The sequence below is a fragment of the Devosia sp. GW821-FHT12F11 genome (genome assembly GCF_058806655.1).
On record NZ_JBXAPX010000003.1, the window covers coordinates 399058 to 411457 of the forward strand.

The window sequence follows — 12400 nt, forward strand, 5'->3', positions numbered from 1 at the left end:
GTGGCGGGATCGTGCCATCAACGCTGAACGGCACCTCCCCCCTTGTGGGGGAGGTTGGGAGGGGGGAGCCCCCCGCACTGAATTCAGTTCCAGCGCCCACCACAACTCAACCACCCCACGGGCGGCCCCACCCCCTCCCGGCCTCCCCCATCAAGGGGGAGGTGCTGGGCTGGTGGGTTTGGCTGAAGTTGTTCCCTATGCGCCGAACCGTTACCGCCGGTGCTCCGCGGTGATCCAGCGGACCGTCTGGCTCCACGAGCGCATCACCACGGTGTTGGTGCGGACCGAGTTCTTGCCGTAGCGCACGCCGCTCAACAGGCTGCCGTCGGTGACGCCGGTGGCGGCGAACAGCACGTCGCCGGAGGCCAGCTCGTCGGTGCGGTATTTCCGGTTCGGATCGGTGATGCCCATCTTCAGCGCGCGGGCGCGCTTGTCATCGGTATCGAGGATGAGCTTGCCCTGCATCTGGCCGCCGATGCAGCGCAGAGCCGCCGCGGCCAGCACCCCCTCGGGAGCGCCGCCCGAGCCGAGGTAGATGTCGATGCCGGTATCCTCAGTGTTCACCGCGTGGATGATGCCGGCGATATCGCCGTCCGAGATCAGCTTGATGGCGACGCCGGCGGTGCGCAAGTCATCGATCAGCGCGGCATGGCGCGGCCGATCCAGCACGCAGGCGGTGATCTCGTTGACCGGCACGCCCTTGGCCTTGGCCAGCGCCTTGACGTTGAGCGTGGCGCTCTGGTCGAGGTCGACCACGCCCGCGGGGTAGCCGGCGCCGATGGCGATCTTGTGCATGTAGACGTCGGGAGCATTCAGCAGCCCGCCGCGCTCGGCCATCGCCAAGACGCAGATCGAATCCGGCTGGTTCTTGGCGCACAGCGTCGTGCCCTCGAGCGGGTCGACAGCGATATCGACTTCCGGGCCGTCGCCGGCGCCCACTTGCTCACCGATGAACAGCATCGGTGCCTCGTCGCGCTCGCCCTCGCCGATGACGATCCGGCCGTGGATGTGCACGTTGCCCATCTCGCCGCGCATCGCTTCGACGGCGGCGGCATCAGCCGCTTTCTCGTCGCCCTTGCCACGCCAGGTGGCAGCAGCGAGCGCCGCCGCTTCGGTGACGCGCACCAGTTCGAGGGTGAGCGAACGATCGATGGCCGCCTGCCGGTCGGTATCGGACTTGCTGAGCTTCATGAGCACTCCCTGCCCCGCCGCATGGGGGCTGTACGTGGCCTATGCGGTCGCCGTCCCGAACCGCTGTGCCGGGAGGGCTCCTAGAGTTGTTCGATCCGGATCATCTGCGGATCGCCGACGATGAAGCCGTCGCCCTTGATCGCCTGCAGGGCGTCACGGACGGTCTGCTCCATGGTGGAGTGCGTGAGCAGCACCACCGTGCGGGACTCGGTCCCCGTCACGCCCGGCTCGCTAACACGCAAATCCGGACGCTGGATGACGCTTTCGAGAGAAATGCCCGCGGCACCCATGCGGGTAGCAATAGCGGCAAACGCGCCGGGCACATCCCTGACATTTAGTCGGATGTAGTAGCCGCCCTCGTGTTCACGGATCGGCGCGCGCCGATACGGCGTCAGTTCTGCGACGGGCACGCCGAGCGGCGGCACCCGCGTGCCGCGGGCGATGTCGAGGATGTCGGAGAGCACCGAGGAGGCGGTCGGCGGGCCACCGGCGCCGGGACCGGCAAGCAGCAGCTCGTGCACATGGTCGGTCTCGAGCGCCACGGCGTTCAGCACGCCATCGACGCCGGCCACCGCCGAGGTCTTGGGCACCAGCGTCGGGTGCACGCGCTGATCGATGCCGTCGGCCGAGCGCTGGGCGATACCGAGCAGCTTGATCTTGTAGCCCAGATCGCCTGCCACCTTGATGTCGGCCTGGCTGATGCTGGTGATGCCCTCGACGAAAATCTCATCCGGCGCGATCTCGCAGCCGAAGCAGAGCGAGGCGAGAATGGCAAGCTTGTGCGCGGTGTCGAAACCGTCGACGTCGAAGCTGGGATCGGCCTCGGCATAGCCAAGCTTCTGCGCGTCGGCGAGGCACTCGGCGAAGCTGATGCCCTCGTTGCCCATGCGGGTGAGGATATAGTTGCAGGTGCCGTTCATGATGCCGTAGACGCGGGCGATACGGGCCGAGCCAAGGCCCTCGCGCAGCGTCTTGATGACGGGAATACCGCCGGCCACCGCCGCCTCGAAGCCAAGCTGGGCGCCCGATTCCTCGGCCGCCTTGGCGAGGTTCACGCCATGCCGCGCCAGCAGCGCCTTGTTGGCGGTGACCACCGGCCGGCCGATCTCCAGCGCGGCTTTCACGGCGGCCAGCGCCGGCCCGTCCTCGCCGCCGATCAGCTCGACGAACAGGTCGATGCTGTCGGACTTGGCCAGCGCCACCGGATCGTCGAACCATTCGAGATTGGTCGCGTCGATGCCCCGGTCACGGCTGCGCGAGCGGGCGCACACTGCGGTGACGGTGATCTTGCGGCCCAACTTGCGCGTCAGCTCCTCGCCATCCTTCTGGATGATGCGGACCAGCGTCGCGCCAACATTGCCGAGACCGGCGACGCCGATGCGGAGCGGCGCCTCGAGCGCGGCATCGGCATGGTCCTGCATCGACTTGAGGATTCGAGTCCGCGTATCCGAGCGCGGCTCGCGCCCTTCTCGCAAGTCGAACACGAATAACGGGTCGCCCGCGATGGTCCGTCCGAACCGGGTCGGGGTCCAGCCGCGCGCCGCAATGAAGGCTTCGACGGATTGGCGGAACGACTGGATATCGGACATAGAAAAGCTCTCGGAGTTGGTCCGAGAGCTATGGATAGGAAAGACCCTATCCGTCAATAGGATTGATGGACCGGGCCTACTTCCCAACGTGCTCGGCGGCCGCGGCGATCTTGTCGAAATAGCGCGGTACGCCCCAGCGCAGCGACAGCGCGCTCATCGAGATCATTGCCATGTTGAGGGCGCGGTCATCCATTTTGACATAGGCGCCCCTCGCCACCTGGGGTGCCGCCTTGACGAAGGGACGCGAGAAGAACTCATCGGCGAGCGCCGGAGTGTGGAAGTAGCCGATCAGGATGTCCGCCGGGATCGTGTCGAACAGCTCGTAGCTCAGGGGATACCAGTAGAGTTCCCCCTCGCCGGCGCCATCGACCTTTTCAGCGATGACCATGCCGGCACTGGCAAGGAAGCTGGCCCGGGTGTCGGCAGCCGAATGAATGCCGATCTCGTTGTTGTAGTCGATCAGGGTGACGAAGCTTTTGCCGGCCATCTGGGGGCGCGCAGCAGCCTGATCGAGGACGAACTGCTTCAGGTCGGCGACCAGCGCTTCGCCTTCGGCCGGCTTGCCGATCGCCCGGCCGGTTATGGTGATGACGTCCTGCCAGGTCGTCGTCCAGGCCTCTCCGGGGTAGGCGATCACGGGAGCGATCTGGCTCAGGCGTCCATAATCTTCGGCGCTAATCCCTGAGTGAACGGCGAGGATGAGGTCTGGCTTCAGCGCCGCGATCTGCTCGACGGGGATGTCGGTGGCGTTGTCGAAGATGAACGGCTCGGCACCGCCCAGTGCAGCGATGCCCTCTGCCGTCCAGGGCAGGATGTCGTGGTCAAAGCCCTCCGAGCGGAACGTCGGCATGCCAACCGGCACTTTGCCCAGCGCGATCAGCGCGTCCTGCGAGGACAGGCCCCAGGTGACGATGCGCTCGGGTGGCTTCGCCACCGTGGTCGCGCCGAATACATGCTTGATGGTGACCGGGAACGCCTCCGCAGCCACGCTCGCGGAGGCAAGGACGACCAGCACCAGGCCGATTGCGAGCTTAAGCAATGTGCGCATCGCTTACTTCCCCACCTGTTCGGCCGCTGCGGCGATCTTTTCGAAGTAGCGCGGCATGCCCCACCTGATCGACAGGGCGCTCGAAGAGATCACCGACATGTTGAGGATGCGGTCGTCCATCTTCACATAAGCGCCGCTCTTCACCTGCGAAGCGGCCGCGATATAGGGGCGGGCGAAGAACTCGTCGGCCAGCTCGGGCGAGTTGAAGAAGCCGATCAGGATGTCGGCGGGGATCTGGTCGAAATTCTCGTAGCTCAGCGGATACCAGAAGCCCTGCAGCTCGCCGCCGGCCGGCGAGCGCTCCGGGATCACCAGCCCGGCCAGCGCCAGGAGCTTGGCACGCGCGTCGTCGGCCGAATGGATGGCAGCAGCGCCATTGTAGTCGATCAGCGTCACGGCGCTCTTACCTGACAGCGCCGGGTACTTGGCCGCCTCGGCCTTGATGAAGGCCTCGAGCTCGGCAACCAGCGCAGTCGCTTCGGCAGGCTTGCCCATCGCCTCCCCGGAGATGGTGATCACCTGCTGCCAGGTCGCCGTCCAGGGATGTTCGGGGTAGGCCACGACCGGGGCGATCTGGCTCAGGAGCTTATACTCGTCCTCGGTGATGCCGGAGTAGACTGCAAGGATCAGGTCGGGCTTGAGCGCCGCGATCTTCTCGATCGGCGCACCGGCGGTGTCATCGAAGGTCACGGGCGTGGCGCCGCCAGCCTTGGCGATCCCCTCCTCTACCCACGGCACGATGTCCTTGTCGAAGCCGGCCGAGCGGAAGCTCGGGAAGCCCACCGGCACAGTGCCGAGCGCGATGGCAGCATCGGTGGAGGACCAGCCGAGCGTCACGATGCGCTGCGGCGCAGCCGGGATTACCGTCTCGCCCAGCGCGTGCTTGATGGTGACGGGGAAGCTCTGCGCCAGTGCAGGCGAAGCGAGCAGCGCGAGGAACAGCGCCCCGATGGCGTGGAGGACCAGCTTCATGTGAGATCTCACTTCTTGGCGTTGCGGGCGGCCGCGGCGATGATTTCGGCGTAGTGCGGAAAGCCCCAGCGCAACGACAGCGCGCTCGGCGGCGAAACGGCGGCCACATATTCGATGCCGACCAGCGAGGCGAAAGCGCCCTTCTGATACTGCGGCTGGCTCTGCGCGTAGGGCTTTGCGAAGAACTCGTCCGAAGCGGCCTGGGTCTCGTAGTAGGTAATGAGGATGTCGCTGGTGAGCTGGTCGAACAGCTCGTAGCTCAGCGGGTAATAGAACGAGCCGTCCTTGGGCGACAGCTCGGTGACGCTGGGCGCCAGCACCAGCCCGATATCGGTGAGGAACTTCATGCGCGCATCGAGCGCGTCATAGACGGCGATCGAACCGTCGAAGTCGTTGACCCCGGCAAAGGTGGTGCCGGCGATCTCCGGATATTTCGCTGCCTCGTCGGCAACGAATTTCAGCGTATTGACGACCAGTTGTTCGGCTTCCGCCGGCTTGCCGACGATCCGACCGACGATTCTGGTCACGTCCTGCCACGGCGTGCTCCAGGGCTGGTCTGGATAGGCGACGGTCGGCGCGATCTGGCTCAGGCGGGCGTATTGTTCGGCACTGATGCCCGAGAACACTGCGATTATCAAATCCGGCTTCTGGGCGGCAATCTGCTCGAACGGGATGTCGGAGCTGTCAGAAAGCTGCACTGGCGTCGCCGCGCCAAGTTCTTTCAACTTCTCTTCTACCCAGGGGTGCAGCCCATTGTCGCCGCCGCCATAGGTGGAGAACGGCATGGCCACCGGGACCACCCCCAGTGCGAGCAGCGCATCATGGTTGCCCCAGCCCCAGGTAGCGATCCGCTCGGGCGCCTTCTCGATCACCGTCTCGCCGAAGGCGTGCTTGATGGTGACTGGAAAGGACTGCGCCAGCGCCGGAGCAGCGGCGAACAACAGCGCGAACGCAACAAGAAGTGGGCGGAACATGACATGGCCTCCAGCAAGCTGAAAGCTGATAATCACAGTCATGTTATTGGGGCAAGCGGATTCGCCGCCCGCTGCAGGGATGCAGCGCCGACAAGCAAACGGCCCGGTCACTGACCGGGCCGTTGCAAACTCTGATCTGTCCGCCTTACTTCGCGGCGGTGATCGGCACCACGTTGCCGTGGCTCGGCTGGCTCTGCAGGAACTTCTTGATGTTCCGTGCCGCCTGGCGGATGCGCTGCTCGTTCTCGACCAGGGCGAGGCGGATGTACTGGTCGCCATACTCGCCGAAGCCGACCCCCGGGGCGACGGCAACGCCGGTTTCCTGGATCAGGAGTTTCGCGAACTCGAGCGAACCCAGGTGGGCGAACTGATCGGGAATCGGGGCCCAGGCGAACATCGTCGCCTTGGGCGACGGGATGTTCCAACCGGCACGGCCAAAACTCTCCACCATCACGTCGCGGCGGTCGCGATAGACGGTGCGCACGTCTTCGATGACGCTGTCCGGGCCGTTGAGGGCCGACGCGGCGGCGACCTGGATCGGGGTGAAGGCGCCATAGTCGAGATACGACTTCACGCGGGTCAGCGCCGCGATCAGCCGCTCGTTGCCGACGGCGAAGCCGACGCGCCAGCCGGGCATCGAGTAGGTCTTGGACATCGAGGTGAACTCCACCGTGATGTCCATCGCACCCTCGACCTGCAGCACCGAGGGCGGCACTTCGTCATCGAAATAGATCTCGGAATAGGCGAGATCGGAGAGGATGAAGATCGAGTGCTCGCGGCAGTACTTGACCACTTCCTTATAGAAATCCAGCGACGCCGTATAGGCGGTCGGATTGGCCGGGTAGTTGAGGATCAGCGCGATTGGCTTGGGGATCGAGTGCCTGACAGCCCGATCGAGCGCGCGCATGAAATTCTCGTCCGGCTCGGCCGGCATGGAGCGGACGACACCGCCGCTCATGATGAAGCCGAAGGCGTGGATCGGATAGGTCGGGTTGGGCACCAGCACCACATCGCCCGGCGCAGTGATCGCCGCAGCCATGTTGGCGAAGCCTTCCTTGGAACCGAGCGTCGCTACCACCTGGGTGTCGGGGTTCACCTTCACGCCGAAGCGGCGACCGTAGTAGCTCGCCTGCGCCTTGCGGAGCCCGGGGATCCCCTTGGATGAGGAATAGCGGTGGGTGCGCGGGTCCTTCACCGTCTCCTTGAGCTTGTCGACGATGTGCTGCGGCGTCGGCATGTCCGGGTTGCCCATGCCCAGGTCGATGATATCGACGCCGTTGGCGCGGAGCTTGGCCTTGATCGGATCGATATGGGCGAAGACGTAGGGCGGAAGGCGGCGGATGCGGTGGAAATCGTCGTTCATTGGAACCTCGGTGGACCGCGACGCACTAGGGACTTTCTTTGTCACGCTTCCGAGCCGGAAAAGTCTGCAACTTTTCCCGGAAGCGCTCCCTGATGCCGCGGCGCCTTCAGTGAGGCGCCGATTATCGCGGAATTATGGTTTTGACTCGGTTAAGCGGCCGATCACGACCGCCGGGCTCGTTTGGTTCCGCTCTCCCCAGCCGCATGGCGGCGCTCGGGGAGAGCTAGCGAGCGGGGGCGCTAGCGCGCGCGACCGCTCCGGCTGCAAAGCCGGCGGCTGCGATTGGCGCTGCTACTCCCTGAGTCATGTCCGAACCGTGAGCGAGGATTACGGAGCTTTAGTGGCGGAAACGGTTCCCGGTCAAGTCCGCCGTCGGGCGTAGGCCAGGGAGTACACGACGCCGATCAGGATCGGCGCGAACACGCAGCCGAGCAACCACCAGACGAGGGTTGGCGCGGGCAGCAGCAGCGCGGCGACGATCAGCACGAGGCCGGCGATCATGCAGAGCAGCCCGGTAAGGCGGTGTGTCGCCTGCCAGTTGGCGGCGTCGCTCAGAGTCGTCGGCAAGCGCAGGCCGGCGAAGCTGTTGGGCTGGGATTTCGGCATGGCGTTGCCCAGGATCACCAGCAGCACGCCAAGCGCCAGGCCAAGCACCTGCACCATGTTGATCGCGACGCCAATGCCGATCAGCACTGTAGCGGCCTCGAGCACCAGCGCGAGGCCGGTGAGCGCAGTGATCACCACCCCCGCAGTGTGACGTCCCGCAGCGGCGTCGGAAGGCTCGGCCACACGGCCGACGACGTAGAAGATCGCCCAGACAAGGACGATCATCAGCAGTGGGATGAGCAGCGCCCATTCGCGCGGCAGGAACCCGTCCGCCTCGCCGCTCACGCCCCAATGGACCGGCAGCATGGCGTCGGCCGGGACCAACACGAGGCCGGCGGTGAACGCCGCGAGGAGGGCGACGAGCAGCGCGATGCGGATCGGGGTGAACAGCGGGCGCATCATTTGGGCTCCTTGAGGCTCAAGAGGCCGGACAGCGCCTCTTCGAGAATGGACATGTTGAGGTGGTAGATGAGGCTGGTGCCCTGCCGCTCGACGGCCACCAGTTCGGCCTCCTTGAGCTTGGCGAAATGCACGGAGAGCGTGGGTTTCGACAGCGTGAAGTGCTCGGCCAGCGCGCCGGCCGACATCGGCCCGCCCCTGAGGAGCTGGAGGATTTCCCGGCGCACCGGGTGCGACAGCGCTTCGAAGACGGCGTTGATACCCATAAGACCCGCTCGCGTTGCGACGGGGGCTTATTTAGAGATTGCTCTAATTAGAGTCAAGGCGAACTAACTTCGCCCTTCACCGGCAGATATTGCAGAAACTGGTCGGTGCTGGCGGCCCAGGAAAACTGCTCCGCATAATCGCGGCAGCCATCGCGGGACACTTCGAGCGCCTTGAGCGCCGCGGCCCTGAGGTCATGATCGAGCACGCCGACCGGGGCATCGCCGATCACGTCGATCGGTCCGGTCACCGGGAAGGCCGCCACCGGGGTGCCGCTGGCCAGCGCCTCAAGCAGCACGAGGCCAAAGGTGTCGGTCTTGGAAGGGAATACGAACACATCCGCCGAGGCGAACAACTTGGCCAGTTCTTCGCCCTGCTTGGGGCCGACGAATACCACGTCGGGGTACTCGGCCTTCAGCTTCTCGAGGCTCGGCCCTCCACCGACCACCAGCTTGGTGCCCGGCAGGTCGAGCGAGACGAATGCCTCAATGTTCTTTTCCACCGCGACGCGGCCGACATAGAGGAACACCGGCCCATCGTAGGCAAGCGGTTCGCGCCGCGCCGGGTTGAACAGCTCGGTATCGACGCCCTTCTGCCAGATCACCGCGTTGGTGAAGCCGCGCTGTTCCAGCAGCATCTTGAGGTGCGGCGTACCGACGAGGCAGTATTTCGCCGCGCCGTGGAACCAGCGCAGGAACCGGTAGCTCCAGCGCAGCGGTACCGGCAGGCGGGCGCGCAGGTATTCCGGGAACTGCGTGTGGTAGGCGGTCGAGAACTCGAACCGGCGCTTACGGCACCAGCGGCGTGCCATGATACCGAGCGGCCCTTCGGTGGCGATATGGATGGCGTCGGGCGCCGCGGCCTCGATCCGCGCATAGACCGGCTTCATCAGCGTGCGGCTCAGGCGGATCTCGCCATAGCCGGGCATCGGGAAGGTCCTGAACTCGTTCGGGGTCAGGAGCTTTACCGCGATGCCGCGCTTCTCCATCTCCTTGATCACCAGCTCGATCGAGCGCACCACCCCGTTGATCTGCGGGTGCCAGGCATCGGTGACGATGAGAACGGTCTTGGGCTGCGGCATTGGCGGCTCAACTCAGGGGCGGCAATGGGTATCGCGGGGGGCAAGCGACGGCAACCCTTCCCTTCCCGTGAGCGCGGCGATCACTCTTGACGGGCCGGCGGCCGTGCTCCCCACCAAATGTCGGGTTGTCGCTGCCCGCCAGTACAAAGCAAAGGGGCCGGATCGCTCCGGCCCCTCGGCAAATTCTGAGAACTCGAAGCTTAGCGCTTGGAGAACTGGAAGGAACGACGGGCCTTGGCCTTACCGTACTTCTTACGCTCGACCACGCGGCTGTCGCGAGTGAGGAAGCCGCCGGCCTTCAGCACGCCGCGCAGCTCGGGCTCGAAGTAGGTCAGAGCCTTGGAGATGCCGTGACGGACGGCACCGGCCTGGCCCGACAGACCGCCCCCCGAAACGGTGGCGATGACATCGTACTGGTCGACGCGCGAGGCGGCGACGATCGGCTGCTGCAGCACCATCTGGAGCACCGGACGGGCGAAGAAGGCGTTGAATTCCTTGCCGTTGACGGTGATCTTGCCGGCACCCGGCTTGATCCAGACGCGGGCGATGGCGTTCTTGCGCTTGCCAGTGGCATAGGCACGGCCCTGCGCGTCGAGCTTCTGCACGTGCACGGGAGCGTCGGCAGCAACAGCGACGACGTTGGCAGCGCCCAGGTCTTCGAGCGAATTGATGGTCTCGGCCATTACTTGGCCCTCACATTCTTGGAGTTGAACGAAGCGACGTCGAGCTTCACGGGCGCCTGGGCTTCATGCGGGTGGGTCTCACCGGCATAGACGCGCAGGTTGCCGTACTGCTTGCGGCCGAGCGGGCCTTCCGGGATCATGCGGCGGACGGCGTTCTCGAGCACGCGCTCGGGGAAACGGCCCTCGAGCAGCTGACGCTGCGTACGGTCCTTGATGCCGCCGGGATGACCGGTGTGCCAGAAGAACCGGCGCTGATCGAGCTTCTTGCCGGTCAGCTTCACCTTGTCGGCATTGATCACGACGACGTGGTCGCCGGTATCCATGTGCGGGGTGTAGGTCGGCAGGTGCTTGCCGCGCAGACGCATGGCGATGATGGAGGCGACACGGCCAACCACCAGATCCTTGGCGTCGATCAGGATCCACTTCTTCTGGATCTCGTCCGGCTTCGCCGTGTAGGTGCTCATCTCGTTTTCCTTGAAAGCAGGCAGAGTGTCCCCTGCCCCGTATTCGTGGCGCGGATATACGGACGCCACTGGAAAGCGTCAAGCGGAAAGATTTCTTGCTGTAATTTCAATAGCTTGCTTTGTCGGTATTATGATACCACATGCTAAGTCATTGATTTTTCTAAATATCACCACCGATCGAATGTCGCCGCCGTCCACCGGGTCATTCCCGCGAAAGCGGGAACCTCTGTTTTCTGGCCGACGGCACGATCGCAAACGGAGATCCCCGCTTTCGCGGGGATGACACCGAGTCCTGGGCCAGGGTCGTGCCTAGGCCCGGCGCACTGTCGTATCCGCCAGATAGGCCGTCACCAGCCCGGCGAGCATGAAGGCCAAGGCCTGGTGGCCGAGCGCCAGCGAGATCGGCACCATGCTAAGGAGCGTGGCGATGCCGAGCCCCACCTGCAACAGGATGAGCAGCGAGATGCGCGGCAGCCAGCCGTGCACGCCGCCAAAACCGCCGCGCTTCGACTGGCGCCACAGCAGCCAGCCGAGATAGAGCACCACTGCATAGGCGATCATCCGGTGGATGAACTGCACGGTGAGGGTGTTCTCAAACAGGTTCTTCCAGAATGGGTCGATTGCGTCGAGCCCGTGCGGAATCAGCGCTCCATCCATCAGCGGCCAGGTGTTGTAGCCCATGCCGGCATCGAGCCCGGCAACGAAGGCGCCGGCGACGATCTGAATGAGGATCAGCGCCAGCAGCCCCCAGACCGGCCAGCCGGCGGGACTGGCGGGCTTGGCGGGCTTGGCGGGCTCGAGCCGCCGCGCCACCCAGATCAACGCGATGAACAGCAGCGAAGCGGCGCCCAGATGTGCGGCCAGCCGGTATTGCGACACCGAAGTGAGTTCCGACAGGCCGGACGAGACCATCCACCAGCCGAGAAACCCCTGGAAGCCGCCGAGCACGAACAGCCCGGCAAGCGGCGCGGCAAGGTTCCAGTTGAAGCGGCGCTGGAACAGGAACACGACGAACGGGATGGCGAAGGCGAAGCCGATGACGCGGCCGAGGAAGCGGTGCGCCCACTCCCACCAGAAGATCGACTTGAAGTCTTCGATCCCCATCCAGGAATTCTGCACGCCCTGCGGAATCTGCTTGTAGGCCTCGAACTCGGCCTGCCAGTCGGCATCATTGAGCGGCGGGATGGTGCCCGAAATCGGCTTCCACGAAGTGATCGACAACCCGGATTCGGTCAGCCGCGTCGCGCCGCCGACCACCACCATGATCAGCACTAGAAGCGCCATGCCGTAGAGCCAGATGCGCACCGGCTTCAGCCGGTCGGTCGCCGGCGTCGACGGTGTGACGGATTGTTCGGTTGCGCTGAGAGCCAAGATGGGTTCCTTTCGGCCCCGAACTACTCCCGGCAGCGACCCCGTTCAATGGGCGCGATGCCGCATCGCGCCAGCAAGGCTATGACCCAGTCCACCCGCAAACTCCTCGGCACCGTCCTGATCCTCGCCTCGCTCGTCATCTGGTCGGTGCTCGGCATGTGGATTTACATGAGCTTCCTCGGCGCCGCGGTGTGGTGGCTGCTGATCGGCTTCTTCGCGGTGATGGGGATGAGCTGGTTCTACCCCGCGACCTGGATCATCCGCTGGATGGCGAAGCCGGACCAGTAACACCCGACTCGTCTCCGATCGCCCTGGCATCGCGTCTGCTGCCCCACCCCCTCCCAGCCTCCCTCATCGAGGGGGAGGTGTCGGGCCGGTGAGATTGGCTGGATCGT

Annotated in this window: 13 protein-coding genes; 1 reads left to right on the forward strand and 12 read right to left on the reverse strand. The window is 65.1% G+C overall.

Annotated elements, in window-relative coordinates:
- Positions 1–210: 210 nt before the first annotated feature.
- From glpX to AC1ROK_RS12030, 12 genes are all read right to left on the reverse strand, one after another.
- On the reverse strand, positions 211–1191 hold the full coding sequence (glpX, locus tag AC1ROK_RS11975) for a class II fructose-bisphosphatase (protein ID WP_492847084.1): 981 nt from the start codon (positions 1189–1191) through the stop codon (positions 211–213).
- Between the two features lie 80 nt (positions 1192–1271).
- Positions 1272–2612, reverse strand: a complete 1341-nt coding sequence (locus AC1ROK_RS11980; RefSeq protein WP_492847398.1) for a homoserine dehydrogenase — start codon at positions 2610–2612, stop codon at positions 1272–1274.
- 244 nt (positions 2613–2856) lie between these two features.
- Positions 2857–3828 (reverse strand): ABC transporter substrate-binding protein, encoded by a 972-nt coding sequence (locus AC1ROK_RS11985; RefSeq protein WP_492847086.1) that lies wholly within the window; start codon positions 3826–3828, stop codon positions 2857–2859.
- 3 nt (positions 3829–3831) lie between these two features.
- Entirely contained in the window at positions 3832–4800 is a 969-nt protein-coding gene (locus AC1ROK_RS11990) for an iron-siderophore ABC transporter substrate-binding protein (protein ID WP_492847088.1), read from the reverse strand.
- A gap of 8 nt (positions 4801–4808) precedes the next feature.
- On the reverse strand, positions 4809–5774 hold the full coding sequence (locus tag AC1ROK_RS11995) for an iron-siderophore ABC transporter substrate-binding protein (protein ID WP_492847090.1): 966 nt from the start codon (positions 5772–5774) through the stop codon (positions 4809–4811).
- 145 nt (positions 5775–5919) lie between these two features.
- A complete protein-coding gene (locus AC1ROK_RS12000; protein ID WP_492847092.1) occupies positions 5920–7137 on the reverse strand; it encodes an LL-diaminopimelate aminotransferase in 1218 nt (405 codons plus the stop codon).
- 360 nt (positions 7138–7497) lie between these two features.
- A complete protein-coding gene (locus AC1ROK_RS12005) occupies positions 7498–8145 on the reverse strand; it encodes an SdpI family protein (protein ID WP_492847094.1) in 648 nt (215 codons plus the stop codon).
- Positions 8142–8408 (reverse strand): autorepressor SdpR family transcription factor, encoded by a 267-nt coding sequence (locus AC1ROK_RS12010; RefSeq protein WP_326869790.1) that lies wholly within the window; start codon positions 8406–8408, stop codon positions 8142–8144. Before AC1ROK_RS12010 ends, AC1ROK_RS12005 begins: the two co-directional genes overlap by 4 nt.
- Before the next feature lie 53 nt (positions 8409–8461).
- Positions 8462–9487, reverse strand: a complete 1026-nt coding sequence (locus tag AC1ROK_RS12015; RefSeq protein ID WP_492847097.1) for a glycosyltransferase family 4 protein — start codon at positions 9485–9487, stop codon at positions 8462–8464.
- Between the two features lie 200 nt (positions 9488–9687).
- Complete coding sequence (gene rpsI, locus AC1ROK_RS12020; RefSeq protein WP_055878846.1) at positions 9688–10170, reverse strand: 30S ribosomal protein S9; 483 nt, start codon at positions 10168–10170, stop codon at positions 9688–9690.
- The gene (rplM, locus tag AC1ROK_RS12025; RefSeq protein WP_055878849.1) at positions 10170–10634 is read right to left on the reverse strand and encodes a 50S ribosomal protein L13; all 465 of its coding nucleotides are present in this window, start codon (positions 10632–10634) and stop codon (positions 10170–10172) included. Before rplM ends, rpsI begins: the two co-directional genes overlap by 1 nt.
- A gap of 309 nt (positions 10635–10943) precedes the next feature.
- On the reverse strand, positions 10944–12005 hold the full coding sequence (locus AC1ROK_RS12030; RefSeq protein ID WP_492847100.1) for a COX15/CtaA family protein: 1062 nt from the start codon (positions 12003–12005) through the stop codon (positions 10944–10946).
- Between the two features lie 81 nt (positions 12006–12086).
- Here AC1ROK_RS12030 and AC1ROK_RS12035 point away from each other — a divergent pair, with 81 nt between their 5' ends.
- Positions 12087–12293 (forward strand): DUF2842 domain-containing protein, encoded by a 207-nt coding sequence (locus AC1ROK_RS12035; protein WP_492847103.1) that lies wholly within the window; start codon positions 12087–12089, stop codon positions 12291–12293.
- The last annotated feature ends 107 nt before the right edge of the window (positions 12294–12400 follow it).

Coding starts and splice junctions, on each gene's coding strand:
- glpX (WP_492847084.1), bottom strand. CDS start 1,191: ATGAAGCTCAGCAAGTCCGATACCGACCGGCAGGCGGCCATCGATCGT.
- AC1ROK_RS11980 (WP_492847398.1), bottom strand. CDS start 2,612: ATGCAGGACCATGCCGATGCCGCGCTCGAGGCGCCGCTCCGCATCGGC.
- AC1ROK_RS11985 (WP_492847086.1), bottom strand. CDS start 3,828: ATGCGCACATTGCTTAAGCTCGCAATCGGCCTGGTGCTGGTCGTCCTT.
- AC1ROK_RS11990 (WP_492847088.1), bottom strand. CDS start 4,800: ATGAAGCTGGTCCTCCACGCCATCGGGGCGCTGTTCCTCGCGCTGCTC.
- AC1ROK_RS11995 (WP_492847090.1), bottom strand. CDS start 5,774: ATGTTCCGCCCACTTCTTGTTGCGTTCGCGCTGTTGTTCGCCGCTGCT.
- AC1ROK_RS12000 (WP_492847092.1), bottom strand. CDS start 7,137: ATGAACGACGATTTCCACCGCATCCGCCGCCTTCCGCCCTACGTCTTC.
- AC1ROK_RS12005 (WP_492847094.1), bottom strand. CDS start 8,145: ATGATGCGCCCGCTGTTCACCCCGATCCGCATCGCGCTGCTCGTCGCC.
- AC1ROK_RS12010 (WP_326869790.1), bottom strand. CDS start 8,408: ATGGGTATCAACGCCGTCTTCGAAGCGCTGTCGCACCCGGTGCGCCGG.
- AC1ROK_RS12015 (WP_492847097.1), bottom strand. CDS start 9,487: ATGCCGCAGCCCAAGACCGTTCTCATCGTCACCGATGCCTGGCACCCG.
- rpsI (WP_055878846.1), bottom strand. CDS start 10,170: ATGGCCGAGACCATCAATTCGCTCGAAGACCTGGGCGCTGCCAACGTC.
- rplM (WP_055878849.1), bottom strand. CDS start 10,634: ATGAGCACCTACACGGCGAAGCCGGACGAGATCCAGAAGAAGTGGATC.
- AC1ROK_RS12035 (WP_492847103.1), top strand. CDS start 12,087: ATGACCCAGTCCACCCGCAAACTCCTCGGCACCGTCCTGATCCTCGCC.